The organism is Streptomyces sp. TLI_053, from assembly GCF_900105395.1.
Taxonomy (GTDB): Bacteria; Actinomycetota; Actinomycetes; order Streptomycetales; family Streptomycetaceae; genus Kitasatospora.
Window position 1 is genome coordinate 3310726 of record NZ_LT629775.1, and the last position, 26466, is coordinate 3337191.

Annotated in this window: 21 protein-coding genes and 1 tRNA gene; 12 read left to right on the top strand and 10 right to left on the bottom strand. The window is 74.3% G+C overall.

All coding sequences use genetic code 11. The annotated features are described in order from the left end of the window. Nucleotides 1-8: 8 nt before the first annotated feature. Nucleotides 9-830 carry an SDR family oxidoreductase gene (locus BLU95_RS13060; RefSeq protein ID WP_093860180.1) on the bottom strand — a complete coding sequence of 274 codons (822 nt, stop codon included), beginning with the start codon at nt 828-830 and terminating at the stop codon, nt 9-11. A 186-nt stretch (nt 831-1016) separates the two neighbouring features. Between BLU95_RS13060 and BLU95_RS13065 the strand changes: the two genes are divergently transcribed. Beyond that, the gene (locus BLU95_RS13065) at nt 1017-1952 is read left to right on the top strand and encodes a sigma-70 family RNA polymerase sigma factor (protein WP_231978750.1); all 936 of its coding nucleotides are present in this window, start codon (nt 1017-1019) and stop codon (nt 1950-1952) included. A gap of 146 nt (nt 1953-2098) precedes the next feature. Here BLU95_RS13065 and BLU95_RS13070 read toward each other — a convergent pair whose 3' ends face one another. The 3 genes from BLU95_RS13070 to BLU95_RS13080 all read right to left on the bottom strand — a co-directional run bounded on the left by BLU95_RS13070 (nt 2099) and on the right by BLU95_RS13080 (nt 4904). Further along, a complete protein-coding gene (locus BLU95_RS13070; RefSeq protein WP_159424879.1) occupies nt 2099-3646 on the bottom strand; it encodes a trypsin-like serine peptidase in 1548 nt (515 codons plus the stop codon). Nucleotides 3647-3755: 109 nt separating this feature from the next. Then, nucleotides 3756-4280 (bottom strand): DinB family protein, encoded by a 525-nt coding sequence (locus BLU95_RS13075; protein WP_093860182.1) that lies wholly within the window; start codon nt 4278-4280, stop codon nt 3756-3758. A gap of 45 nt (nt 4281-4325) precedes the next feature. Beyond that, the gene (locus tag BLU95_RS13080; protein WP_093860183.1) at nt 4326-4904 is read right to left on the bottom strand and encodes a nucleosidase; all 579 of its coding nucleotides are present in this window, start codon (nt 4902-4904) and stop codon (nt 4326-4328) included. Between the two features lie 412 nt (nt 4905-5316). On the opposite strand from BLU95_RS13080, the gene BLU95_RS13085 reads away from it, so the two are divergent. The 10 genes from BLU95_RS13085 (at nt 5317) to BLU95_RS13130 (ending at nt 19069) form a co-directional block, all read left to right on the top strand. Continuing rightward, nucleotides 5317-6678 carry a GlnX family signal transduction membrane protein gene (locus BLU95_RS13085; protein WP_159424880.1) on the top strand — a complete coding sequence of 454 codons (1362 nt, stop codon included), beginning with the start codon at nt 5317-5319 and terminating at the stop codon, nt 6676-6678. Between the two features lie 15 nt (nt 6679-6693). Beyond that, nucleotides 6694-7713 carry a glutamate ABC transporter substrate-binding protein gene (locus tag BLU95_RS13090; RefSeq protein ID WP_093860185.1) on the top strand — a complete coding sequence of 340 codons (1020 nt, stop codon included), beginning with the start codon at nt 6694-6696 and terminating at the stop codon, nt 7711-7713. A gap of 217 nt (nt 7714-7930) precedes the next feature. Beyond that, nucleotides 7931-9415: a hypothetical protein gene (locus tag BLU95_RS13095; protein WP_231978545.1), complete on the top strand. Its 1485-nt coding sequence runs from the start codon at nt 7931-7933 to the stop codon at nt 9413-9415. A gap of 5 nt (nt 9416-9420) precedes the next feature. Further along, the gene (locus BLU95_RS13100; protein ID WP_093860186.1) at nt 9421-12060 is read left to right on the top strand and encodes a serine/threonine-protein kinase; all 2640 of its coding nucleotides are present in this window, start codon (nt 9421-9423) and stop codon (nt 12058-12060) included. 3 nt (nt 12061-12063) lie between these two features. Continuing rightward, nucleotides 12064-13410 carry a PP2C family protein-serine/threonine phosphatase gene (locus BLU95_RS13105; protein WP_107452545.1) on the top strand — a complete coding sequence of 449 codons (1347 nt, stop codon included), beginning with the start codon at nt 12064-12066 and terminating at the stop codon, nt 13408-13410. A gap of 257 nt (nt 13411-13667) precedes the next feature. Beyond that, the gene (locus BLU95_RS13110) at nt 13668-15023 is read left to right on the top strand and encodes a VWA domain-containing protein (RefSeq protein WP_093864844.1); all 1356 of its coding nucleotides are present in this window, start codon (nt 13668-13670) and stop codon (nt 15021-15023) included. Between the two features lie 73 nt (nt 15024-15096). Then, nucleotides 15097-16347, top strand: a complete 1251-nt coding sequence (locus BLU95_RS45080) for an FHA domain-containing protein (protein WP_093860187.1) — start codon at nt 15097-15099, stop codon at nt 16345-16347. Between the two features lie 157 nt (nt 16348-16504). After that, nucleotides 16505-17422 carry an ABC transporter ATP-binding protein gene (locus tag BLU95_RS13120; RefSeq protein WP_093860188.1) on the top strand — a complete coding sequence of 306 codons (918 nt, stop codon included), beginning with the start codon at nt 16505-16507 and terminating at the stop codon, nt 17420-17422. After that, the gene (locus BLU95_RS13125; protein ID WP_093860189.1) at nt 17419-18561 is read left to right on the top strand and encodes an ABC transporter permease; all 1143 of its coding nucleotides are present in this window, start codon (nt 17419-17421) and stop codon (nt 18559-18561) included. The genes BLU95_RS13120 and BLU95_RS13125 overlap by 4 nt, the downstream gene beginning before the upstream one ends. A gap of 103 nt (nt 18562-18664) precedes the next feature. Next, the gene (locus BLU95_RS13130; protein WP_093864845.1) at nt 18665-19069 is read left to right on the top strand and encodes a globin; all 405 of its coding nucleotides are present in this window, start codon (nt 18665-18667) and stop codon (nt 19067-19069) included. An 84-nt stretch (nt 19070-19153) separates the two neighbouring features. Here the strand turns inward: BLU95_RS13130 and BLU95_RS13135 are convergent, their stop codons facing one another. The 5 genes from BLU95_RS13135 to BLU95_RS13155 all read right to left on the bottom strand — a co-directional run bounded on the left by BLU95_RS13135 (nt 19154) and on the right by BLU95_RS13155 (nt 24848). Then, nucleotides 19154-19852 carry a DUF8010 domain-containing protein gene (locus BLU95_RS13135; protein WP_093860190.1) on the bottom strand — a complete coding sequence of 233 codons (699 nt, stop codon included), beginning with the start codon at nt 19850-19852 and terminating at the stop codon, nt 19154-19156. A gap of 109 nt (nt 19853-19961) precedes the next feature. Next, nucleotides 19962-20402 carry an acyl-CoA thioesterase gene (locus tag BLU95_RS13140; RefSeq protein WP_093860191.1) on the bottom strand — a complete coding sequence of 147 codons (441 nt, stop codon included), beginning with the start codon at nt 20400-20402 and terminating at the stop codon, nt 19962-19964. A 122-nt stretch (nt 20403-20524) separates the two neighbouring features. Next, entirely contained in the window at nt 20525-22189 is a 1665-nt protein-coding gene (gene ettA / locus BLU95_RS13145) for an energy-dependent translational throttle protein EttA (protein ID WP_093860192.1), read from the bottom strand. Nucleotides 22190-22481: 292 nt separating this feature from the next. After that, nucleotides 22482-23972: a Cys-Gln thioester bond-forming surface protein gene (locus BLU95_RS13150; protein WP_159424881.1), complete on the bottom strand. Its 1491-nt coding sequence runs from the start codon at nt 23970-23972 to the stop codon at nt 22482-22484. A 360-nt stretch (nt 23973-24332) separates the two neighbouring features. Continuing rightward, entirely contained in the window at nt 24333-24848 is a 516-nt protein-coding gene (locus tag BLU95_RS13155; protein WP_231978546.1) for a single-stranded DNA-binding protein, read from the bottom strand. A gap of 647 nt (nt 24849-25495) precedes the next feature. Here BLU95_RS13155 and BLU95_RS13160 point away from each other — a divergent pair. After that, a tRNA-Arg gene (locus tag BLU95_RS13160) sits at nt 25496-25571 on the top strand. A gap of 242 nt (nt 25572-25813) precedes the next feature. Here the strand turns inward: BLU95_RS13160 and BLU95_RS13165 are convergent. Then, a complete protein-coding gene (locus BLU95_RS13165; protein WP_173862046.1) occupies nt 25814-26428 on the bottom strand; it encodes a TetR/AcrR family transcriptional regulator in 615 nt (204 codons plus the stop codon). Between the last annotated feature and the right edge of the window lie 38 nt (nt 26429-26466).

Below are 26466 nucleotides of genomic sequence, written 5' to 3' on the forward strand. Positions count from 1 at the left end.
GGCGGACGTCAGCGGGTACCGACCTTCCCGGCGGCCGCGGTCGCGCCCGCCGGGAAGGTCTCGGCGAGGAACGCCTCCCAGGTGCGGGTGCCCCGCGCGGCGCCGGGCCGGGCGAGGTTGACGCCCTCCCGGTAGCAGCGGCCGACCTTGCCGGGGGCCCGCAGCGGCAGCATCGGGCGGCGCTTCCCGGCGGCCAGCAGGTGGTCGCGGGTGAGGTCGCCGAGCGTGCGGACGGCCGGGCCGGCGAGGTCCGGGACGAGCCCGGCGGGCGCGGCCAGGGCGAGTTCGACCAGGCGCTCGGCGACGTCGCGCGAGTCCACCGGCTCCCAGCGGATGCCGCCCAGCTTCGGCACGACCGGCAGCTTGGCCATCGCGGCCGCGGTCTTCAGGGTCAGGTCGTGGAACTGGGCGGCGCGCAGCGTGGTGTACGGGATGCCCGATTCGGCGACCAGCCGCTCGGCGGCGTGCTTGGCGCGGAAGTAGCCGAGCGGCACCCGGTCGGCGCCGATCACCGAGATGTACACCAGGTGCTTCACCCCGGCCCGCCGGGCGGCGGCGACCAGGTTGCGGGTGGTGGCCTCGTCGTTCTTGGCGTCGCCGGCCAGGTGAAGGACCACCTCGACCCCGGCCAGGGCCGCGTCCACGCCCTTGCCGTCGGCGCCGGTGAGCAGGTCGCCGGCCGCGTACTCGACGCCGTCGGCGGCCGGGCGGGGGTTCCGGGTGAGCACCCGGACGTCCCGGCCGGCCGCCCGCAGCAGCGGAACGACGTGGCGGCCGAGGGTGCCGGTGCCGCCGGTCACGAGAACGGGGGCGCTGGTCGGGAGAGTCATGATCGTCACTCCTTGGGCGAACGGAGGCCGCGCTTCCGGCGGACCCGCTAGGTTTCGTGCTTCCGGAGCTTTGACCCACGGCGGCAGAGGAATGTGACACGGGTGGACGAGAACTTTCTGGCGGCGGGAGCAGCGGACGACGCCGGCACCGCAGGAGGCGCCGGGTCGGGGGACGCCGACACCGCGGTGGGCGCCGGGTCGGGGGACGCGGAATCGTTCGAGGCGCACCGGCCGCACCTGCGGGCCGTCGCCTACCGGATGCTCGGATCGATCGCCGAGGCCGAGGACGCCGTCCAGGACACCTGGCTGCGCTACGACCGCACCGACACCTCCGCGGTGGAGAACCTCGGCGGCTGGCTGACCACGGTGATCGGACGGATCTGCCTCAACCAGCTGCGCTCGCGGGCCCAGCGGCGCGAGGAGTCCTTCGAGGGCCGGTTCGCGGCCGGCGGCGGGGGCGGTGACGTCGAGCCGTCGCGGATACCGGACCCGCTGCTCCGACGGGCGGACGCGCCCGACCCGGAGCAGGAGGTGCTGCTGGCCGACTCGGTCGGGCTGGCGCTGATGGTGGTCCTGGAGTCGCTCTCGCCCGCCGAGCGGGTGTCCTTCGTGCTGCACGACATGTTCGCGGTGCCGTTCGAGGAGATCGCCCCGCTGGTCGAGAAGACGGCGGCGGCCACCCGGCAGCTGGCCAGCCGGGCCCGGCGCAAGGTGCAGGGCCGGGCGCCCGCGCCGGACCGGGACCTGGCCCGCCAGCGGGTGGCCGTCGACGCGTTCTTCGCCGCCACCCGCACCGGGGACCTCGACGCACTGCTCGCGGTGCTGGACCCGGACGTGGTGCTGCGCGCCGACGGCGCCGCCGCCGGGCGGGAGCAGCGGCGTCCGGTGGTGCTCAACGGGGCCCGCACGGTCGCGGGCCAGGCGGTCATGTTCCGCAGCCTGTCGCCGTACGCGCGGCCGGCGCTGGTCAACGGCGCGGCGGGCGTCGTGGTGATCGGGGCGAACGGGCGGCCGGTGTCGATCATGGCGTTCACCGTGGTGGACGGCCTGATCGCGGCGATCGACGTGCTCACCGACCCGGAGCGGCTGGCCGCGCTGGACCTCACGGCGTTCGCCGACTGAGCCCGGTCGCCGGCCGAGCCGGTCCGCCGACCGAGCCCGGTCGCCGGCCGAATCCGGTCGCCGGCCGAGTCACCGGGTCGGGCGTGAACGCGGCCGCCCCCGCACACCGGAGTGCGCGGGGGCGGCCGTCCTGCGTCCGGCGGGCGTCAGCCCTTCTTGGAGATGAAGTCGTACGCACCGGCGGCGACGTCGTCCAGGTACGGACCGGCCTGGTACTTCGGGTCCCCGACGTGCTGGCCGACCGAGACATTGCTGACCAGCGCCGGCTTGCCGTCCTTGACAGCCAGCCAGCCACCGCCGCTGGAACCGCCGGTCATGGTGCAGCCGATGGCGTGCATCGGCGGGCGGGCCGGGTCGTAGGAGATCCGGCTCGGCCGGCCGCTCTCGCAGCGGTTGAGCTCCATGCCGTCGAACGGCGGGGCGGCCGGGAAGCCGTACTCGGTGATGCTGAGCTGCTCGCGCGGGGCGTTGAACCAGACCGGCACGGCGTCGCCGACCGTCTCCTCCAGCGACTTGCCGCCCTCACCGGGCTGCACCCGGATGATCGCGAAGTCGTACTGGGTGGCCGGCGAACCGCCGTCCCCGCCCTCGGCCTTCCACTGCGGCGAGGTGACCGCCTGGGTGGCGTTCCAGATGCCGAGCGGCGCGTACTGCGCCTCCTCGGCCTGCTTGCCGCCGCTCAGCGCGCCGCTGCTGTTGAACGCCGGGATGAAGGAGATGTTGCTGAAGTACTTGCCGCCCTTGCCCTGGTGGATGCAGTGGCCGGCCGTCCAGACCAGGTTGCTCCTGCCGGGGTGGGCCGGGTCGGCGACCACCGTGGCGGAGCACTGGTAGTGGTTCAGTCCGGCGGCGGCCTCGGCACCGCTGCCCGGCGCGTCCGCGAACAGCTTCCCGTGCACGGCGAGCTTGGTGTACGGGTGCGGGAGCGGCTGGGCGTTGACGGTCTTCGGCAGCGGGTCGTTGCCGTTGTCGGCCGGCTGCGCGGGCTGCGCCGGGGCCTGGGTCGGCTGGGCGGGCTGCGCCGGGGCCTGCGACGGCTGGGCGGGCTTGGCCGGCTGCGACGGCTGGGCCGGAGCCTGGGTGGGCTGCGCGGGCTGCGGCGGGGCCTGGGTGGGCTGGACCGGCGGGGCCGGGGCCTGCGAGGCCGGCTGCTGGGTGTTCGACGGCTTCGGCGCCGCGGGCGGCGGGGTCGGGTGCCCGGGCTGGGTGGGCTGGCCGGCCGGCGGCTTGGCGGGCGCCGTGGCCGGGGCGCTGGGAGCGCCGGGCGCCGTCGGCTGCGCGGGCTGGGCCGGCGGCTGGGTGGGCTGCCCGGGCTGCGCCGGGGCCTGGGTCGGCTGGGCCGGAGCGGCCGGCGGCGCGGCGGGCGGCGGCGGGAGCGGCTCGTTGGGCTTGGCCTTGAGCAGCTTGTCCAGCGTCCAGAAGCCCTTGGCGGCGGCCGGGAGGGCGTAGTCCTTCGCCCACTTCTCCCAGTCGTCGAACTTCCACTTCTTGAGGTCTTCGAGGTTGGCCGGCAGCCCGAGGTTCGGCGCCGCGGCCGCACCCGCGCCCGCGGTGACGGCGGTGTCGGCCGAGCTGTTGTCCGGGCCGCAGGCCGCGGTGGTGAGCAGCGTCAGCACGAGCGCCGAGGCGCCGAGCGCCGTCCTGGCGGCGTGCGCGGTGCGACGGCGCCCGCTGCTTCTGTCAGAAAAAGACATGAACTTGTATTCCCCCTGTGTGAAAAACACCCGGCGCCGCCGGAGCGGCGCCGGGTACTGCGCGGGGGAGTATTCCACTGTCCGTCAGGGCCGCGGCCACCCGCCCCCGTCAGCGGCCGACCGAACCGTCCAGCAATTCCCGCAGGATGTCGGCGTGCCCGGCATGCCGGCCGGTCTCCTCGATCATGTGGACGAGCAGCCAACGCATCGACGGCGCCTCGGCGTTGGGCCGCAGCGAGCGCACGCCCGGCCGGTCCGGCCAGGCCGCCGCGGAGACGATCACCTCGTTGGCCCGGGCGATCGCCTCCCGGTACGCGGCCACCGACCCGGCCACCGTCTCGTCGCCGGGCGAGGGCGCGTCGTCGTCCCACGGTTCGACGTCGTCGCCGCGGTAGGCCCAGAGGAACCAGTTGAGTTCGACGGCCGTGAGGTGGCGCACCAGCCACAGCAGGCTCGTCCCGGAGGCGACGCCGGGCCGGCGGGCGTCCTCGTCGGACAGCCCGTCGGTCTTGGCGATCACACAGGTGCGCAGGTACTCGAGGAAGGTGAGCAGCGTGGTGTGCTCGTCGGCGTTCAGCCCCGGCGGCCGGAGGTCGGCCCGCTCGGGCGCGGGGGCGTCGGTGTTCTCGGTCACCGGGTCACCCTAGGGGTCACCGCCCACAGCGAGGTCCCCGGACCGTCACCACCCCTGGGCGTGCAGCCAGTCGGCCAGGTGACGGGCGCAGTCGTCGACCGACTCCCGCCAGGCACGGGCGGCGCCGTCGCCCGCCTCGTCGCTGACGTGCTTGACCAGGCGGACCGGCAGACCGGCCCGGTGGGCGACCGTGGCGACGGCGTAGCCCTCCATGTCCACCAGGTCCGCGTGCTCGGCGAGGCGGTCGCGGGCGGCCGGGTCGGAGACGAAGAGGTCGCCGGTGGCCAGCACCGGCCCGTCGCCGCCCTTGCCGACGACCAGCGGCGCGCCGTAGGTGCGGCCGGTGAGGGCGTACAGGGTGGGGGTGTCCAGGTCGTGCTGGATCACCTGGGTGACGGTGTGGGTGCCCTCCCAGCCGGGCCGCAGGGCGCCGGCGGTGCCGAGGTTCACCACCTCGGAGGGGTGCCGCCCCCCGGCGAGGACGGTGGCCAGCGCAGCCGCGGCGTTGACCTTGCCGATGCCGGTGAGCAGCACCGGAAGGCGGTCGCCGAGGTGGGCGGCCTCCTCCCGGACAGCGACGACGAGCAGCGGACGGTCGGCGGAGATCGTTCCCAGAAGGCGCATGGCGTCATCGTACGAAGGACCGGGCCGGCGGGCCGCCGGACCGGACCCGCACCGCCCCGGCCGGGGGCGCGTGCCCGCCGGGACACGTCGGCCGGAGCGCCGCCGCGGACGCGGCCTCCACACAACCGGACCCCGATCCTCCGGTCAGCTCGGGAACCGCGTAGGGTGCGTGCCGCGTCGACCCGTTCGCCGCACGGCCCGAGGGGGGACCCGGGCCGGGCGGGCGAAGCAGGGACGGACAGCTCAAGATCCGCGCAACTCGGGTGTGGCCGCGGGGAGTGACGGCCATACTGCTGGCAACGGCCGGGCCCCCGAGACGGGGGGCGGGCCACAGGGGAGGGGGTGGCTGGTGGCGACACCGGTACGCACGGAGGGGCCGGGCCCGGACACGCCGGGACGGCCCACGGGTACGGTGCCGGCCCAGCGACGGGCCGGCGGCACGGGGGCGGTGGCCCTGCCGAACGGGCCGCTCGCCCGGCTGGGACGGGCCACCCGGACGGCGCCGGGGCGGCTGCGGCTGGCCGGAGCGCTGCTCGCGGTACTGACCCTGGCGTTCGGCGCGCTCACCGCCGTCCAGGTGAACTCCCGGGCCGCGGCGGCGGAGCGGGTGGTCGACAACAGCCACCCGCTGAGCCAGGCCGCCGCCGACATCAACCGCTCGCTGGCCGACGCGGACGCCACCGCCGCCACCGGCTTCCTGCTGGCGGGCGCCGAACCGCGGTACGTACGGGACCGCTACGAGCAGGACCTCAGGACGGCCTCCCAGCTGATCTCCGAGTCCGCCTCCCGCACCCCCGCCGCGTCGCCGCTGCGGGAAGTGCTCTCCAAGCTGAACCAGCAGGTGCCGGTCTACGCCGGTCTGGTGGAGACCGCCCGGGCCAACAACCGGCAGGGCTACCCGCTCGGCGGCGCCTACCAGCGGTACGCCTCCGAGCAGATGCGCACCGTGCTGCTGCCGGCCGCCGCGCAGTTCTCGGCCGCCGAGAACGCGCTGCTGGCCGAGGACATGAAGGCGGCCCGGGCCACGCCGTGGGCCGGGTACGCGCTGGGGCTGCTGGCGCTGACCGGACTGCTCTGGGTCCAGATGGCGCTGTTCCGGCGGACCAACCGGGTCTTCAACATCGGGCTGGTGGCCGCCACCGCCGCCGTGCTGGCCGCGGTGCTGTGGCTGACGGTGGCCGCGAACGGCGCCGCCTCGGCCCTGGCGCGCGGCGACCGCGAGGGCGGAGTTCCGCTGCGGGCGCTCAACGCGGCCCGGGTGGACGTGCTGACGGCCCGCCTCGCGGAGAACCTCCACTACGTCGCGCGCGGCTCCAGCGGCGTCTACGCCGACCTGTGGTCGAAGACCACGGAGCACCTGTTCACGACCGATCCCGGGCGCGACACCGGGCCCGGCACCCTGGTGCAGGCCCGGTCGCTGGCACCGCCGTTGGCCCGGTCCGCCATCGACCGGGCGCTGGCGGACTACCAGCAGTGGCGCGAGCGGCACACCGCGGCGACCAAGCTGGAGAACGACGGCGACTACCAGGCGGCACTGGACGCCACCGTGACGGCCCGGGAGGCGGACGCGCCGGGGACGGCCGAGGCCGCGTTCGCCGCCGCCGACCGGGAGCTCGTCCTCGCGTCGACGCTGGAGGAGGGCGAGTTCCGGGGCGCCGCACTGGGCGTCGACAAGGATCTGCGCACCGCGGCCGCGGCGATCGCGGTGCTCGGCCTGCTGGCCGCCGCCGCGGCCCTGCGCGGCCTCGGCCGCCGACTGGCCGAGTACCGGTAGAGGGGGGACGGAAGCATGGACACGGACACGGACACGAGCGCGCACACGGGCACGGACCGGGGCCGGGGCCGGGCGGCCGCGCTGCGCGGGGCACGGACGGCGGTGGCGCTGGCCCTGCTGGCGAGCGGCGCCCTGGTCCTGGGCGCGGGCGGGCCCCGGGAGTCCTCCCCCGCGGCCGGCGCGCCGCGCCAGGTACCGCTGGCGGCGCAGCAGGAGCAGGCCGGACTGTCGGAGCAGAGCGGGCAGGCCGACTGCGACCTGTACCGCAGCGTCCCGCCGAGCACCGAGGACGGCCCGGCGGTGAAGGCCGTCAAGGCCAAGCGCAGCCTGGTCGTCGGCATCGACCTGAACAGCTACCGGTGGGGCTCGCGCAACCCCAACACCGGTCAGGTGGAGGGCTTCGACATCGACCTCGCCCGGGCGATCGGCACCGCGATCATGGGGGACCCGGACAAGGTCGTGCTGAAGGCGGTACCGACCGCCGACCGGATCAAGTTCATCCAGGAGGGCCGGGTCGACATCATCGTCCGGACCATGTCGATCACCTGCGAGCGGATGGAGCAGGTGGCGTTCTCCCGCCCCTACTTCACCACCAGCCAGCGGGTCGTGGTGCCGAAGTCCTCCCCCGCGAAGACCCTGGACGAGGCGCTGAACGGCACCACCGCCTGCGCCGCCTCCGGCTCCTCGGCCGAGGAGGAGCTGAAGACCCGTCCGGTCAAGCAGCTCGTCACCGTGCAGAACCACCTCGACTGCCTGGTGCTGATGCAGCTGGGCAAGGTCGACGCCACCATGACCGACGACGGGCTCGCGGCCAGCCAGGCCGCGCAGGACCAGACCGTCCGGGTGCTCGACGGCGAGGTCCGGCCGGGCGTGATGGGCGTCGCGATGCTGAAGACCAGCACCGATCTGACGGCCCGGGTGAACCAGGTGCTCAACGACTACTACACCGGCGGCAGCTGGCGGCGGGCGTACGACACCTGGCTGAAGCCCTACCTGCTGGACGACGCCGACCGGCACTGGCCGACGCCCCGGTGACGGGCCCGACGGGCCGCACCGACGGTTCCCCGGTGACCGGGCCCGGCCCGCTGCCGGGGGCGCGCGCTAGGGTCGGGGCGGACTCCCGGGGAACCGGAACGGCCGGGCCCGGAAGCACCGGACACGGCGCGGCGGAGCACCGCCCACCAGGGCACCGCACAGCAGAGCACGACACAGCAGAGCACCGCACACGGCAGGCGGAGGAGGGGAGGGAACGATGGCGGCTTCGGCCGGCCCGGTACTGAGCCGGGAGGAGGTGGACCGCGCGCTGGCGCGCCTCGGCGCGGAACGCGACGCGGTCGAGTCCGCGCTGCTCTCGCTCCAGGACCACCCGGGCCTGCGCCTGCTCGACGGCGCCGGACTGACCGGGCGGACCCAGGAGCGCTGGTCCGTCGTCGGACAGGGCCTGCCGCTGCTCTGGGCGCTGTTCGACCGCTACTCGGAGGCGCTCGCCTCGGCCCGCGCGGTCCGGGCCCGCAAGGCCCGGCCCGGCGGCCCCGAACTCGCCGAGCTCAGCGAGCTGCTGACCGGCGACGCGGTCACCGTGCCCGGCGGCGCGCCGGACGGCCCGCAGCGGCTGGGCGCCCCCGCCCGGCTGGTCGAGCGGGTCAGCCTGGACGAGCTCATGGAGCGGATGAACTCCTGGTACGCCACCGTGCTGGAGGTGGTCTCGGCCGCCGACGCGGTCTGGACGGCGCTGCCGGCCCGGATCGACCTGCTGATCGCCGAACTGCGCCGGGTGCAGACCCTGGCGGCCTCGCTCGGCGTGCGCTCCGGCACCCACCCGCTCGGCGACGACCTGGAGGCGCTGGACGCCGACCTGGACGGGCTGCGGACCGAGGTCCGCGCCGACCCGCTCGCCCTCTGGCGGCCCGCCCGGGTCCCGGCCCAGCGCGGCGCGGTGCCGGACGGCGGCGCGGCGGCCCTGCCCTCCGGGGTGGTGGACACCGAGCGCTTCGACCGGGCCGGTCGGGCGCTGGACGGCGTCCGGCAGGAGCTGGAGAACCTGCTGCGGCTGCGCGACGACGCCGAGGAGCGACTGCAGGGCGTCGGCGACCTGCTCCAGCGGGCCGACGCCACCCTGGCCGAGGCCCGCCGGGCGCGCGGCGAGGTGCTGGCGAAGATCGCCGCCACCGAGGTGCCGGCCGTCCCCGGACCGGCCTCGGCGCTGCGGGAACGGATCGTGCTGGCGCTGGACCTGCGCCAGAACGGGCAGTGGTACCGGCTGGCCCCGCTGCTCGACGCGCTGGAGGACGCCGCCGCCAAGGAGCTGGCCCGGGCCCGGCAGTCGCTCACCGAGGTGACCCAGCCGCTGGCCGTCCGGGCCGAACTGCGCGGGCGCCTGGACGCGTACAAGGCGATGGCGGCCCGGCTCCGGGTGGCCGAGGACCCGGTGGTGGTGGAGCGCTACGAGAAGGCGCGCTGGCTGCTGTGGAGCGCGCCGTGCGACCTGCGGGCGGCGGCCGGCGCGGTGGCCCGGTTCCAGCAGGCACTGCGACCGGCACCGGGCGAGCCCGGGTCGGGCGCGGTCGCGGCGGAGCCGGGCGGTGCCGGGTACGACGGCACCGGGTACGACGGTGCGGTGCAGGACGCGATCGAACGGAACGGGATCGGGCAGGACGGGATCGGGCGGGGCGGGGCGGCGGCCGGCGGGGAGCCGGCCGACGGACAGGCTGTCGACGGACGGGTACAGGGGGGCTGACGGTGATGGGCGAGACGTGCGTACGACCGGAGTGCGGCACCGGGACGATCGACGCGGACGGCTACTGCGACGAGTGCGGCCTCGCCCCGGCGAGCGCCACCTCGACGCGGGCGGGCACCGGGTCGACACCCGTCGGCACCGGGTCGAGCCGGACCGGGACCGGCACGGCGACCGGGACCGGCGGCGGAACGGCCGCGGGCCGGAGGTCCGTCGCCGGACCGGGTGACCCCTGCCCGCGCGACTGCGCCGGGACGGTCGACCCCGACGGCTACTGCGACGAGTGCGGCCTCGGCGCCGCCTCGGCCCCCCTGACCGGCGGCCGGGACACCGGCCCGGCCCACAGCTCCTCGGTCCGCGGCACCTCGGCCCACAGTTCCTCCGTCCGCAGTTCCTCCGTCCGCAGCGGTTCGGCCCGTTCGCTGTCCGGCCGGTCCCGCTCGCACCGCTCCACCCGCACCGGCAGCGGCCGTTCGGTCTCGGTGCGCAGCAGCCGAGGCAGCAGCTCCACCGGCCGGCACCGGCTGGGCGCCGGCCTGGTGACGGTGCCCAGCGTCCCGGCCGCCGACCCGTCGCTGGCGGTCCTGGAGAACCCGGAGGTGCCGGAGCGCAAGCGGTTCTGCTCCAAGTGCGACACCCCGGTCGGCCGGGACCGGAACGGCCGGCCCGGCCGCCCGGACGGTTTCTGCACCAAGTGCGGCACCCCGTACTCGTTCACCCCCAAGCTGCGCCGCGGCGACCTGGTCGGCGGGCAGTACGAGGTGGTCGGCTGCCTGGCGCACGGCGGGCTCGGCTGGATCTACCTGGCGGTCGACCGGCGGGTCAACGACAAGTGGGTGGTGCTCAAGGGCCTGCTGGACACCGGGGACGAGGACGCGCTGGCGGTGGCCGTCGCCGAACGCCGCTTCCTCGCCGAGGTGGACCACCCGAACATCGTCCGCATCATCAACTTCGTCGAGCACCCGGACCTGCGGACCGGCGCCACCGACGGCTACATCGTGATGGAGTACGTCGGCGGCAAGTCCCTGAAGGACATCGCCAACGAGCGCCGCCTCCCGGACGGCCGGCGCGACCCGCTGCCGGTCGAGCAGGCGATCGCGTACGGGCTGGAGGCGCTGCCCGCGCTGGGCTACCTGCACTCCCGGGGCCTGGTCTACTGCGATTTCAAGATCGACAACGTGCTGCAGAGCGGCGACGCGCTCAAGATCATCGACATGGGCGCCGTCCGCCGCCTCGACGACGACGGCCCGATCTACGGCACCATCGGCTACCAGGCGCCCGAGATCGCCACCGACGGCCCGTCCCCCGCCTCCGACCTCTACACGGTGGCCCGCACCCTGGCCGTCCTCAGCTTCGACTTCCAGGGCTACTCCACCACCTACCGGGACACCCTGCCCGGCCCCGAGTCGGTCCCGGTCTTCGCGGCCTACGAGTCCTACTACCGCCTGCTGGTCCGCGCCACCGACCCGGACCCGGCCCGCCGGTTCGGCTCCGCCGAGGAGATGGCCGACCAGCTCACCGGCGTGCTGCGCGAGGTGCTCGCGCTCCAGGACGGCAGGGCCCGGCCCGCGCAGTCCACCCTGTTCGGCCCCGAACTCCGGGTCGTCGACACCGAACTGGTGGCCGCCACGGTGCGCCCCGGCCAACTGCGGCTCACCGCCGTCGACCCGGCCGCCGCCGCGCTCGCGCTGCCCGTCCCCCGGGTCGACCCGGCCGACCCGAACGCCGGCTTCCTCGCCACCCTGCTGGCCGCCGACCCCGGCGAGGCGCTCACCGCGCTGGACGGCGCCCCCACCGACTCGGTCGAACGGCGGCTGCGGGCCCTGCGCGCCCTGCTCGAACTCGGCCGGCCGCACCAGTCCGCCGAGGCGCTGGCCGCGCTGGAGAAGGACCACCCGGACGACTGGCGGGTGGTCTGGTACCGGGGCCTGGCCTCCCTGGTCGCCGCCGCCGACCCCGACCCCGACCCCGGGACCGGTGGCGGGGCCGGAGCCGGAGCCCCGGCCCGCGAACAGGCCCTGCGCGCTGCCGCCGAGGCCTTCGACGCCGTCTACGACGCCTTCCCCGGCGAGGCCGCCCCCAAGCTGGCCCTCGCCGTCTGCGCCGAACTCCTCGGCGACGGCGGCGACGCGGCCGAGTTCTACCGCCTGGTGTGGAGCACCGACCAGAGCTACCTGAGCGCCGCCTTCGGGCTGGCCCGGGTCCGGCTCGCCGAGGACGACCGGGCCGGCGCCGTCGCCGCCCTGGAGACCGTCCCGGCCACCTCCAGCCAGTACACCGCCGCCCGGATCGCCGCCGTCCGGGCCCGGCTGCGCGAGCGGCCCACCACCGACCCGCTCGGCGCCGACCTCGGCGCGAGCTCCGAGCAACTGACCGCGCTGCGCCTGGACGACCGCCGCCGCGAGGAGCTCGCCGTCGAGGTGCTCGGCGCGGCGCTCGGCTGGGTCACGGCCGGCTCCCCCGGGGGGCCCGGCGCGGGCCCGGCAACGGGCGAGGTCAGCGTGCTGGGACGGCCCGCGGTGGAAAGGGAACTGCGGTTCGCCCTGGAGCAGTCCTACCGGGTACTCGCCCGGTTGGCCGACCGGGCCGAGACCAGGATCGAGATGGTGGAACGGGCCAACCGGGCCCGTCCCAGGACGTGGGTGTAACTGATGCCGCAGCAGACCGTGTGCCAGAGCTGTGCCGAGCCGATGGACCCGGAGGACGTCTTCTGCGGGTCCTGCGGGGCCGGCCGGGACGGCCGTCCCGCCCCCGGCGCGATGCCGGCCGGCTGGTCCGCCGCCCGGGCCGGCGCCGGGGACGACCACCCGCCGACCCTGCCCAACACCCCCTCCGTGCCCGCGCAGGCCGACCGGAGCGCGGTCGCCTGCGCGCACTGCGGGCTCCACCAGGTGACCCCCGACGGCTACTGCGAGGCCTGCGGCCGCGCCCAGCCGCGCCCCCGCGACCACATGGAGAAGGCACTGGCCGGCGTCGCCGGCGTCAGCGACCGGGGCCTGCGGCACCACCGCAACGAGGACTCCTTCACCGTCGCCGCCTCCTCGCTGCCCGGCGGCGAACCGGTCGTGGTGGCCGTGGTCTGCGACGGCGTCTCCTCCTCCGACCGGCCCGACGAGGCCTCCGAGACCGCGGTCGACGCCGCCTCCGAGTCGCTGCTCAGCTCGCTCGAGGCGGGCACCGACCCGGCCCGGGCGATGCGCCGGGCGATCGCCGACGCGGCCGACGCGGTGGCCGCCCTCGCCACCGACGGCACCCGGCCGCTCCGGCCCGACGTCAACGCCCCGGCCTGCACCTACGTCAGCGCGATCGCCTCCGGCGGCCGGATCACCATCGGCTGGGTCGGCGACACCCGGGCCTACTGGATCCCCGACGACCGGGTCGCCGCCGAACCGTTCCGGCTCACCCAGGACGACTCCTGGGCGGCCCGGATGGTCGAGGCGGGGCTGATGGGCGAGGCCGAGGCGTACGCCGACCCGCGCGCCCACGCCATCACCGGCTGGCTCGGCGCCGACGCCGAGGAGGTCGTGCCGCACACCCTCGACTTCACCCCGCACGTGCCCGGGGTGCTGCTGGTCTGCACCGACGGCCTGTGGAACTACGCCGAGGCCGCCACCGACCTGGCGTACTACGTCCGGCCGGACGCCCGGACCGAACCGCTGGCCGCCGCGCAGTCGCTGGTGAAGTTCGCCGTCGCGGCCGGCGGGCACGACAACATCACCGTCGCCGTGCTGCCGATCGACCCGCCCCCGGCGGCCGCGGCCACCGGGGAGGACGCCCGGACCGCGACCGCGCTGGACCTGCCGGTGATCACCGCGACCGGAGCGGCGTTCGGCGGCGGCGCGGCCGACCAGGACGAGGACGAGGACCACGCGCCGACCCTGCCGGACATCCCGGTGATCGGCTCGCCCGCCGCCCCGCTGCCCCCCGTCCCGCCGCCGCCCGCCGTGCCGCCCCGCCCGCCCGTGCCGCCGGCGCCCCAGGTGCCTCCGGCCCGCTGAACCGCCCGCGCCACCGGGGCCCGCGCCCCCACGGCGCGGGCCCCGGCGCGCGGTCCGCAGCGCGCGGTCCGCGACAGGCCGCAGGCACCGCACCCCGACGCACCGCACCCCGACGCACCGGACCCCCACGCACCGGACCCCGACGCACCGGGCCACCCGCCCGGGCCGCAAGCACCGAGCGACCACCCGCGCCCCGTCCCACCGGCGCGGCCACCACCCCGCGCACCATCCGACGATCCGACGGGAGCCACCGGCCCATGGCAACACTGGCGAAGCCGAACCTGCCCAGGTTCGATGTGGAGATCTTCCAGAACGAGTACCTCGCGGACGGCGCCCGCGAGGTGAACGCCATCGTCACCGTCACCGCGACCGGCGGCGGCACCTCCGGCGGCCGCCCGCTCGGCGTCACCGACGCCCCGGCCGGCGGCGACGGGCAGTCCGCCGCCGTGGTGATCCTGGTGGACTGCTCCGGCTCGATGGACTACCCGTCCAGCAAGATGCGCGGCGCCCGCGAGGCCACCGCCGCCGCCGTCGACACCGTCCGCGACGGCGTGGCGTTCGCCGTGGTCGCCGGCACCCACGAGGCCCGCGAGGTCTTCCCCGGCGACGGCACCCTCGCCATCGCCTCGCCGGAGACCCGGGCCCGGGCCCGGGAGTCGCTGCGCCGGCTCACCGCGGCCGGCGGCACCGCCATGGGCAGCTGGCTGACCAAGGCCGACCAGCTCTTCCTCACCCGCCGGGACATCCCGATCCGGCACGCCATCCTGCTCACCGACGGCAACAACGAGCACGAGACCGCCGCCGAGCTGGAGCGCGCGATCGGGCGGGTCAGCGGCCACTTCACCGCCGACTGCCGGGGCGTCGGCACCGACTGGAAGGTCGAGGAGCTGCGCAAGATCGCCTCCGCGCTGCTCGGCACCGTCGACATCGTCCCCGAGCCCTCCGGCCTGGCCGAGGACTTCCGCTCGATGATGGCCGGCGCGATGGGCAAGCAGGTCGCCGATGTCGCGCTGCGGATCTGGACGCCCGCCAACGCGGTGGTGAAGTTCGTCAAGCAGGTCGCCCCCGCCCTGGAGGACCTCACCGGCCGCCGGGCCGAGGCCGGGCCGAGGGCCGGCGACTACCCGACCGGCTCGTGGGGCGACGAGAGCCGCGACTACCACGTCTGCGTGGAGGTCCCGGCCGCAGCCGTCGGCAACGAGATGCTGGCCGCCCGGATCAGCCTGGTGCTGCCGCCCCCGGTCGCCGGGGGGACGCCCGAGGTGCTGTCCCAGGGTCTGGTCAAGGCGGTCTGGACCGACGACCTCGCCTCCTCCACCCGGATCAGCCCGCAGGTCGCCCACTACACCGGACAGGCGGAACTGGCCGCGGCGGTCCAGGAAGGCATGGAGGCGCACCGCGCCGGGAACGTCCACCTCGCCACCGCCAGGCTGGGCACCGCCGTCCGGATCGCCCACGCGACCGGGAACGACGGCACCTTCAAGCTGCTGCAGAAGGTGGTGGACGTGGTGGACCCGAAGGAGGGTACCGTTCGGTTCCGTAAGAACGTGAGCGAGGCCGACTCGATGATCGTCGAGACCCGGTCGACCAAAACCGTCCGTGTGAAGAAGTGACCGCCGAAGCGCCGACCGGGCCGCGAACCGGCCGGGCCCAGCCCCGGCCGAGCTGGAATTGAGGGGGGACCTGATGCCGATCTGCCCGAGGGGCCACGAGTCGCAGGCCGAGGACTGGTGCGACTTCTGCGGATTCCCGATGACACCGCCGCAGCCGCTGCCGCCGCCGCCGCCCGGAGCGCACCCCGGCGCCCCGGGGGCGCACGGGGCTCCCGGCGCGCCGTACGGTGCCACGCTCCCCCCGGGCGCGTACCCCCCGCCGCCGCCCGGCTCGATGCCGGCACCGGGTCCGGTGCCGCCGCCGCCGGCCCCGCAGGGCTTCCCCGACCTCACCGAGGGCCTGGTGATCTGCCCGATCTGCCGCAGCCCGCAGACCGGGCGGTTCTGCGAGGAGTGCGGGTACGACTACGACCTGTCCTCGCCGCAGCGTGCCCAGCAGCCGCCGTTCCCGGCCCCGGCCCCGCCGCCCGGCCCCGCCCCGCTGAACATCCCGGCGGCGTACGGCGGTGCCCCGGCGGCCCCGCCGGCGCCGCAGCTCGCCGAGGCCCCGCCGCTGCCACCGCAGCACCAGCAGCACGGCGCGCCCGCCGGCTACGGCTACCCGCCGCCCGCGCACGGGCAGCAGGCCGCGGCGCCCGGCCCGGTCGAGGCGCCGCCGTACGGACCTCCCGCCGAGGCGCCCTACGGCCCGCCGGCCGAGGCACCGTACGGACCTCCCGCCGAGGCGCCGTACGGGCTGCCGCCGGCTCCCCCGGAGCCGCAGCGGCCGCCGGTCCCGCGCGAGGACTCCGGCCCGGTCTACGCCCAGCCCGGACCGGCCCGGCGCGGCGACGAGTTCGGCACCTCGTTCCACCTGGCCCCGCCGGTGCCCCCGCAGGCCGAGCAGCCGCCGGGCCCGGTTGCCGAGCCGGTCCGGACCACCTGGTTCGCGGTGATCGCGGCCGACCGCCAGTACTTCACCGACATGATGGCCCGCAGCGGTCCGGAGGCGGCCGGGCTGTTCTTCCCGCCGTACTGCCCCGAGCGGCGGATCCCGCTGACCGGGCGCGGCCAGCTGCGGATCGGCCGACGCAGCCAGCACCGCGGCACCGTGCCGGAGATCGACCTCTCGGTCGCGCCGGAGGACCCGGGCGCCTCGCACCAGCACGCCCTGCTGGCCGAACAGCCGGACGGCACCTGGGTGCTGGTCGACCAGGACTCCACCAACGGCACCACGGTGAACGGCGGCGCGGAGCCGATCTCCCCGCACACCGCGATCCCGCTGGGCGACGGCGACCGCGTCCACATCGGCGCCTGGACCACGATCACCCTGCACCGCGCCTGAGCGGGTACGAACGGCGGTGCGCCGGTGCGGTCCGGGATCTCCCGGACCGCACCGGCCGTCCCAGGGGTCACGGCTCAGCGGCACCTTGTAAAAATGATCATCAAATGGTGGTTCTGCATCTCCCCACGGTGCCCCCGCAGCCCTACCCTCAGTCGCTATGACTGCTGCAATATCCGCCGACGGCATCCGTCAGCGGTACGGGGACGTACAAGCCGTCGACGGAGTGTCACTCACCGTCGAAACCGGCGAATTCTACGGAATCCTGGGCCCGAACGGCGCCGGGAAGACCACCACACTGGAGATCCTGGAGGGGATCCGCAAGCCCGACGAGGGCCGGATCGAGCTGCTGGGCCTGACGCCCTGGCCACGCAACCCCCAGCTGCTGCGCCGCATCGGCGTCCAGTTCCAGGCCTCCGCCTTCTTCAACCGGCTCACCGCCCGGGAGACCATCCGCACCTTCGGCTCCTTCTACGGCGTCGGCCCCAAGCGCGCGGACGCGATGCTGGAGCGGGTCGGCCTGACCGAGTCGGCCGGGGTGATGACCGACAAGATGTCCGGCGGCCAGGCCCAGCGGCTCTCGATCGCCTGCGCCCTGGTGCACGGACCGGAGCTGGTGTTCCTCGACGAACCCACCACCGGCCTCGACCCGCAGGCCCGCCGCAACCTCTGGGACCTGCTGCGCGACATCAACTCCGAGGGCCGCACCGTCGTCCTGACCACCCACTACCTGGACGAGGCCGAGGTGCTCTGCGACCGGGTCTCGGTGATGGACCACGGCCGGATCCTGCGGACCGGGGCACCCGCCGCGCTCATCCGCGAGATCGACGACACCGTCCGGATCAGCGTGGAGTCCGGGCAGCTCGCCGTCGACACCGCGCGCGAACTGCTCACCGCCGCCGGGGCGGAGACCACCTCGCTGGAGGACGACGGCGTCTCGCTCTCGCTCTCGACCCGACTGCCCGCGCCGGTGCTGTCCGTACTGGCCGACCGGGGCGCCCTCCGGGGCCTGGAAGTCCGCGGCGCCACCCTGGAGGACGTCTTCCTCCAGCTCACCGGACGGGAGTACCGCGCATGACCGCCGAGCCCACCACGGCCGCGCCCGCGCAGGCCCCCGCACCGGACAGCGCTCCCCCGGCCGAGCGCGAGCGGGTCTCCGCCTTCGCCAGCCTCTCCCGGGTGATGATCGTCGCCTTCGTCCGCGACCGCAGCGCGCTGTTCTTCGTGCTGCTGTTCCCGCTGATGTTCCTGCTGCTGTTCGGCACCCTGCTCAAGGGCGCCTCCAGCCCGCACGCCAAGGTCGAACAGGTCGGCGCGGTCCGGGTGCTGGACTCGGTCCAGGGCGAGGCCCGGAGCGGCCTGGAGCAGGTGCTGACCATCACCAGGGGCGACGACGAGGCCGCCGCCCTGGAGAAGGTTCGCAAGGGCGACCTCGACGCCATGATCAAGGAGGGCCCGGACGGCAAGGTGGTGGTCCGCTACAGCGCCGCCGACCAGGTCCGCTCCGGCTCCGTCCAGGGCATCGTCAACTCCGTGGTCCAGCAGGCCAACCAGGCCGCCACCGGCAAGCCCCCGGCCTTCGTCATGGAGAGCAGCCAGGTCGAGGACGGATCGCTCAAGCCGATCCAGTTCCTCACCCCCGGCCTGCTCGGCTGGGCGGTGGCCACCGGTGCGGTGTTCGGCGCCGCGCTGACCCTGGTCGGCTGGCGGCAGAAGAAGGTGCTGCGCCGGCTGCGGCTCGCCCCGGTGAGCGCCGGGTCGGTCATCGCCTCCCGGGTCGCGGTCTCCGTCCTCACCGCGCTGACCCAGACCGCCGTCTTCCTGGTGGTCGCCACCACGCCGTTCTTCGGGCTCAAGCTCACCGGCGACTGGTGGCTGATCGTCCCGCTGGTGGTCTGCGCGACCATCGCCTTCATGTCGATCGGCCTGCTGGCCGGTTCGGTCGCCAAGACCGAGGAGGCGGCGAACGGCATCTCGCAGATCATCGTGCTGCCGATGTCGTTCCTGTCCGGCTCGTTCTTCCCCACCGACGGCATGCCGGGCTGGCTGGACGCGATCTCCCGGGCGCTGCCGCTGCGGCACCTGGTCACCGCCTCGCAGTCGGTGCTCTCCCGGGGCGGCGGCGTGATGGACGCGCTGCCGACCATGGGCGGCCTGCTGCTGTTCGCGGCCGTGCTGACCGGCATCTCCTGGAAGCTGTTCCGCTGGGAGGACTGACCGTCCGCCCCTCCCCCGGCCGGCCCGCGCGGGGTCGTACGCCTCGGGTCCTGGTCCCCAGGTCCCGGTGTACGGCCCCGCCGCCGTCTGCGACCATGGTCCGGTGAACGAGATCCGGCGTGGCACGCCCAGCGAGGAGACCTTCTTCGAGCAGGTCGGTGGCGAACCGACCTTCCGGCGGCTGGTCCACCGGTTCTACCAGGGCGTCGCGGAGGACGAGTTGCTCCGGCCGATGTACCCCGAGGAGGACCTCGGGCCGGCCGAGGAGCGGTTCACGCTCTTCCTCATGCAGTACTGGGGCGGCCCGCGCACGTACAGCGAGCAGCGCGGCCACCCCCGGCTGCGGATGCGGCACGTGCCCTTCAAGGTGGACCGCGCCGCGCACGACGCCTGGCTGAAGCACATGCGGGTGGCCGTGGACGAGCTGGCGCTGCCGGCGGAGGCCGAGCAGCAGCTCTGGGACTACCTCACCTACGCCGCCGCCTCGATGATCAACACCGAGGGCTGACCCGGGTGCCACAGCCGGGGCCGCGCGGGGCCGCCCGGGCCGACGAGGACCTCGGAACCGCGCCCCGGCAGTGCGCCGGTGCGACTACGCGGGGCGGACCGGACTGAGGCCCAGGCCCGCGCCCGGCGCGGCCGCCGTGCGGAGGGCCACCGAGCCCGCCGGGGCGGAGAGCCTCAGCCAGCCGCCCGCCCGGTGCACCGTGAGCGGGGCCACCGGGTCCAGGAAACCGATCACCCGGGCCGCGTGGGCGGCGCGCAGCGGCAGTGCGGGCAGTGCGGTGAGCGGGCGGGACCAGATCTCGTCGGCCAGCGCGTCGAGCACCGACCGGGTCCGGTGGTGCTCCGGGACGGCCTCGCTGCGCGCACGGAACTCCCGTACCGCGGCCATCACTTCGCCGTACACCTGGGCGGCGGGCGGCTCGCCGACCGGCCGCCAGCCGGTGCGCGGCGGCAGCAGCCCGGCCCAGGCCGGGCCGGTGACCGGTCCGGGCAGGGCGAGGGTGTTCGCCGCGGTGTCGACGCCCTCCAGCAGCTGACCGGCCGAGACGGTCAGGTCGACCGGCCCGTCCAGCCCGGCCAGCCGGGCGGTGCGCACCGCCAGCACACCCGAACCACCCAGCGGCAGCCGCCCGAAGACCGCCAGCACACCGCTGCCGTCCGGTTGCGGCACTCCTTGCGACCGGACCGCCGCCGCCCGGTCGAAGCGGAGCAGTCGGACCAGGAAGGCGGCCAGGTCGGCGGCCTCCCCGGCGTCGGCGAGGGCGAGGGTGGCGGTGCTGTTCAACGCGGCGGCTCACATCCGGGGCTTCGGGCGGGCGGAACGGTCGGTCGGCGGGGACGCCCGGGGGCGGTCGGCCGGCGGGTTACGCGGGGATGCGGCCCACCGGGTGCGGTCAGACCGCGACGGCCGGCTCCTCGTCCACGAACCGCGACAGGAACTCCCGCTCCACCGGGCTTATCCGGCGCGGCCGGCCCTCGGCCAGGTCGTAGGGCACGACCACGGTCGAGGCCCGGACGTAGACCGTCTCGGTGCCGTCGTCGGCGGTGTCCTTGATCTCGTAGGAGACCGTCAGCGAGGCGCCGCCGATCCGGGTCACCCAGGTCTCGATGGTGACCGGCTCGGGCCGGTGCACCAGCGGGCGCTTGTAGTCGATCTCGTGGCGCGCCACCACCGAACCGCCCGCGAACTCGCCGGCACCGGCCTCGGCGGCCTGGGTGAACATGAAGTCGATCCGGGCCTCCTCCAGGTAGCGCAGGAAGACCACGTTGTTGACGTGCCCGAAGGCGTCCATGTCGGACCAGCGGAGCGGGCAGGCGTAGATGTGGCGTGACACGGGTGTTCTCCTCGACGTCCGGTGCCCGCCGGTGTTGGGTGCCGGTCGGGCCGGTCGGGCCGCGGCCCGGCAGGCCCGCCCCCGGTGGGGCGGATCTGCCGGGCCGTCGTCATGGCTGACTGTCAGCCGCGGGTCAGCTTCTTGTAGGTGGCACGGTGCGGACGGGCCGCGTCGGCGCCCAGTCGCTCGACCTTGTTCTTCTCGTACGACTCGAAGTTGCCCTCGAACCAGAACCACTTGCTCTCGCCCTCGTAGGCGAGGATGTGGGTGGCGACCCGGTCCAGGAACCAGCGGTCGTGGGAGATGACCACGGCGCAGCCCGGGAACTCCAGCAGCGCGTTCTCCAGCGAGGAGAGGGTCTCGACGTCGAGGTCGTTGGTGGGCTCGTCGAGGAGCAGCAGGTTGCCACCCTGCTTCAGGGTGAGCGCCAGGTTCAGGCGGTTGCGCTCACCGCCGGAGAGCACGCCGGCCGGCTTCTGCTGGTCCGGGCCCTTGAAGCCGAACGCCGAGACGTAGGCGCGGGACGGCATCTCGACCTGGCCGACGTTGATCCAGTCCAGACCGTCGGACACGACCTCCCAGAGGGTCTTCTTCGGGTCGATGTTGGCGCGCGACTGGTCGACGTAGCTGATCTTGACCGTCTCGCCGACCTTGACCGAGCCGCTGTCCGGGGTCTCCAGGTCCTGGAGCATCTTGAACAGGGTGGTCTTGCCGGCGCCGTTCGGGCCGATGATGCCGACGATGCCGTTGCGCGGCAGGGTGAAGCTGAGGTCGTCGATCAGGACCTTCTCGCCGAAGGCCTTGTTGAGGTTCTCGACCTCGATGACGACGCTGCCCAGACGCGGGCCCGGCGGGATCTGGATCTCCTCGAAGTCCAGCTTCCGCATCTTGTCGGCCTCGGCCGCCATCTCCTCGTAGCGGGCCAGACGCGCCTTGGACTTGGCCTGGCGGCCCTTGGCGTTGGAGCGGACCCACTCCAGCTCTTCCTTGAGCCGCTTGGCGCGCTTGGCGTCCTTCTGGCCCTCGACCTTGAGACGGGACTGCTTGGTCTCGAGGTACGTGGAGTAGTTGCCCTCGTACGGGTAGGCGCGGCCGCGGTCGAGCTCGAGGATCCACTCGGCGACGTTGTCCAGGAAGTACCGGTCGTGGGTGACGGCGACGACGGTGCCCTTGTACTTCTCGAGGTGCTGCTCCAGCCAGTTCACCGACTCGGCGTCCAGGTGGTTGGTGGGCTCGTCGAGCAGCAGCAGGTCGGGGGCCTCGAGCAGCAGCTTGCAGAGCGCGACCCGGCGCTTCTCGCCACCGGAGAGCTTGGTGACCGGCCAGTCGCCGGGCGGGCAGCCCAGGGCGTCCATGGCCTGCTCCAGCTGGGCGTCCAGGTCCCAGGCCTCGGCGTGGTCGAGGTCCTCCTGGAGCTTGCCCATCTCGTCCAGCAGGGCGTCCGAGTAGTCGGTCGCCATCAGCTCGGCGATCTCGTTGAAGCGGTTGAGCTTCCCCTTGATCTCCTTGACGCCGTCCTCGACGTTCTCCAGGACGGTCTTGGACTCGTCGAGCGGCGGCTCCTGGAGCAGCATGCCGACGGTGAAACCGGGCGAGAGGAAGGCGTCGCCGTTGGAGGGCTGCTCCAGGCCGGCCATCATCTTCAGCACGGTGGACTTACCGGCACCGTTGGGACCCACGACGCCGATCTTCGCCCCGGGGAGGAAGCTGAGCGTCACGTCGTCAAGGATGACCTTGTCGCCGTGCGCCTTGCGCACCTTGCGCATCGTGTAGATGTATTCCGCCACGTGAGATCGCTCCGGCGTCGTCGGGAGTTATTCGGCTTGCAGCCTTCCATTGTGCCGCACCGGAACGGGAGCCCCGAACGGCTGCTCCCCCTCGGCCGCCGGCCGGCGCCCGCCCGGCACGGTCCGGCCCCGCCCGGTGCCGCGCAGTGCCGCGCAGTGCCGCTGCCGGAACGCGCGACGGCCCGGCTCCCCGCACACGTGGTGCGGGGAGCCGGGCCGTTACGGGCGGTTCGGCGCCCGGTGCTCCCGGGTCAGTGCCCCGGTCCTACCGGATCGGCCTCGGGCCGGTGCCTCAGGCGGCGTTGCCCTGGCGGCGACGGCGCAGCAGGAAGACCGCGGCGCCACCGGCCACGACCAGACCGCCGGCGACGGCGGCGATGACCGGGGTGGCGTCGCTACCACCGGTCTGGGCCAGACCGCCGGTGGTGCCGGGGGCGGTGCTGGTCGGCGCCGGGTGGGCGGCCGTGGTGGTGGCCGAGGCGGACGGGGTCGCGCTCGGGGTGACGACCGGGGCCTTGGTGGTCGGGGCCGCGGTGGTCGGCGCCGGGGTCGACGGCTTGGTGCTCGGGGTGGTGGCCGACGGGGTCGGGGTCGGCGTGGTCACGCTGGTGTTCTTGCAGTCCAGGATGCCCTTGAAGTTCTTGCTGAAGCCGTTCGGGCCGGTGACCGTGATGTCGTAGGCGGTGTCCTCGGCGACCGGGACGATCACGGTCTCGATCTTGCCCGGCTGGACGGTGATGTCCTTGCCCGGCTTCACCGAGACGGTGGCGGCCTCGTCGCCGCCGTTGGCCACGGAGACCTTGACGCCGTTGGAGACGCACTCCACCACGGCGGTGCTGTCGACCAGCGGGCCCTTGGCGGCCTTCCAGGTCGCCTTGGCGGTGTCCTTGACCGCGAGCTTGGTGGAGCCCGCCAGGATCATGGTCTGGCTGTGCTTCTCCGGGGTGTAGCCCTTGCTGAGGAAGACGCGACCGCTGGGCACGACCGTCTCGGCGTTGGCGTTGATGCTGGCGGTGCCGTCCGGGGTGCCGGCCGGGACGTCCAGCCACAGCTGGGTGTCCTTGGCGATCGGACCGGCCAGGTCGGAGACCGGCTTGTTGTCCTTGTCGACCAGCTTGACCTTGTCGGCGGCGTCGCCGGCGAGCGCCAGCTTCACCTCGTTGGCGCTGGAGTTGAGGGTGAACGGGCCGAGCTTGGTGCCCGGCTTGCCCGACACCGAGTCCGGGGTGAGGCTCAGCGAGGGCTTGGGCTCGGCGGCGATGCCCTTGTTCTTCTCGCTGACCAGGTAGTCGCGGAGCTGCTTGGCCTCGGCGTCCACCGGCACGGCGTTCTTGCCGTCGGAGAACTTCCAGATCGCGGCCTGGGTGCCGGCGGCGGCGTCCTCCTTGGTGAGCTCGCCCTTGACGCCGGCGTCGGCGGCCAGCTTCTTGAGGTCCGTCACCTGCGGGTAGGAGTTCTCCAGGATCCAGCGGATCTTGGAGGCGTCCTGGGCCTTCTCCGGGCGGCCGAGCGAGCTGGACTTCCAGTCGGACTCGCGGTACTCGATGGCCTTGGTGATGTCGACCGGGTGGTCGATGTCGATGCAGTACGTCTTGATCTCGCCGTCGGCCGTCTTGAGGGTGAACAGCCCGCCCTGGATCGAGTGGCTCCCCTCGATGGCGATCTCCTCGCTCATCAGGGTCGGCTGGACCACCGCCGTGACACCGCCGCCGGGCTCGTCGGCCGCAGTCGCCGCACCGGCCGCGAACAGGCCCCCGGCCAGCGCGGTGCTGGTCGCGAGCATGACAGTGGTTATGCGGGGAAGCGCCCGCCCCTGCCTCTGGAACATCTTGGGATCCCTTCGGGCCGGGCCATGCCGGTGGGCAGCCCGCCTTGCTTGCCGCGCCCCCTGTGGCGCAGCTTCACGATGTGAACCAGACGAATCCTATGGAGCCCCGGAGGCCCGGAAACCCCCATGCGAAATTAGGACGATTCCGTATCTGGATCGTTATCAACCCTCCCACTATCCACACAAGCTGACGGACAGCCAGAATTAGCGGATCATTCCGCTAACCGGAACAGGATTGCGCGTGCGGGCGCAACGGCCGTCTCGATTCACATATTTGTCGACAGTCGGACGACCCGTCGGACACCTCGTGGGCCGCTAGGTGTCACCCCCGCTTTCCCCCTCCGTCGCCGGCCCGTCGTCACCCTCCACCGCCCGCCGCCCCCGCAGGGCGTCCACGATCCACCCGGGCACGGCCTCGCCGAAGGCGGCCCCGGCGCCGCCGCCCGCCTCCTCCGGCACCCCGCCCCGACCCCCCGGCGCCCAGCTGAACCTGGCCGTACCGCGGCTCAGATCGTGCCCGACCGACCGGGCGTCGATCTCGACCCGACTGCGCTTCACCTCCCCCTCGGCCCACTCGCGCACCCTCAACCGCCCGCTCACCACCACCGGGTCGCCCTTCGCCAGCGAGTCGATCAGATGCCCCGCCAGCGACCGCCACGCCGTCACCGTCAGCCACTGCGTCTCGCCGTCGACCCAGGCCTCCCGCGCCCGGTCGAAGCGCCGCTCGGTCGAGGCCAGCCGGAAGTTCGCCACCGGCACCCCACCGGGGGTCAGGGCGTACGTCACCTCCGTGGCGACATTCCCGATCACCGTCACCTGCGTACCGTTCACAGCCACACTCCGTTCCCCTTGTTGCACCGTACGGAATCGACCGGCACACCCGCAGAGTGCGCTTCTCGGGAAATACGCGCAGCAGAGTTCGGAAATCCTGTGGACAAATCGGGCCTGTGGAAAACCGCTGTCGCCCGCAGGGGTGAATTTCGGCCTTTGTACGACCGCCGAACCCTCGTTCTGCGGGGCCATGACAACAATCCCGGGGCCGACTCCGGGCCCCGGCCACCCCCGGGGGTGGCCGTAGCGACCGTCCGCGCACGTCATCCGACCGAAGGAACCCGAATACGGCCCCCCACCCGCGTCGATGCCGCCCCCGGCCGCGGTGCTTTCTCCGTGCCGAATCCATAACGGGTGGGCAGACAGCCCCGTAACGAGTGCACAACGTCCGGCGCCGAAGGCCGCCAGACCGCTGCACACACGGCGTTCACCTGCGATTATCGGACCGCTCCACCTAGGCCGACACACCAACGGCGGTGTCGTAACGCCCGGCCGAGGAACGGAGCACCCTTATCCTGTCCCCTGACAGGGCAGGGACCCGCCACCCCCCACACCCCATCCTCACGGTACGGGGACGGACAGCGGGCGCCGCGCGCCCACCGCCCGATCCCGGCAACGGTCACGCCCTCGCGGGCGCCGCCCGTCCCGCCCCCATAGCTCAGCGGATAGAGCACCCGCCTTCTAAGCGGTAGGTCGCAGGTTCGAATCCTGCTGGGGGCACCACGCGCCTCGCGACGTCGTCCCACCGGGCAGTTCGCGTATTACCCGTACCGGTCAATTGCGGCGCCCCGCCGAGCGGCCCACCGCTCATCGGCACCCAGTGCGCATAACCCGTGACCATGCGTGTCATGCCCTCTCCGAAAAGTCCCCGCCCGGGAATTCCGGCGCTGTAAACACCACCGGCGATCGCCCGCCGCGCACCCGGCCGCATCCGCCGTCGGCACCCCTCGGTCGGCACCCCTCCGTCAGGGCGCGGCCAGTCCCGCGAGATAGGTGTCCAGCAGTTCCACCTGCCGCTCCGCCGGAAACTCCTCCGGGGCGAACAGCACCTGCACCACCAGCCCCAGCACGAAACCCAGCGCGCCCGCCGCGACCGGATCCGCCGCGGGTCGGGCCGGCAGCTCCCCCAGGCGCTGGGCGTCCGCGACGCACTCCGCCAGCACCCGGCGCGAGCGCGCGTAGCGTGCCGCGTGCGCCGCCGCCAGCTCGGGGTCGGCCAGCGCCACGTCCCACGAACCCACCCAGATCCGGTTCCCCGCCAGACCCGGCCCGTCCAGCGGCAGGATGTCCAGCAGCGCCGCCCGCAGCCGGGCCGCCCCCGCCGCCGGCGGCGGCCCGCCGTCCGTCGGCACCAGCCGTCGCGGCCGCTCCTGCGAGCGCCGGTCCAGGAGTTCCAGCGCGTGCGCCAGGAGCGCCTTCTTGCTCGGGAAGTAGTGCGTCAGCAGCCCGGTGGTGGCCCCCATCTCGGCGGCCACCGCACGCAGGGTCAGCGCCTCGAAGCCCCGGGTGGACAGCACTCGCCACACCGCCTCCGAGACTTCGGTGCGGCGGGCTTCGTGGTCTCCACGGGCGGGTGTCATGCGAGTATCTTACGTACCAAACGTTTGTTACGCATGAC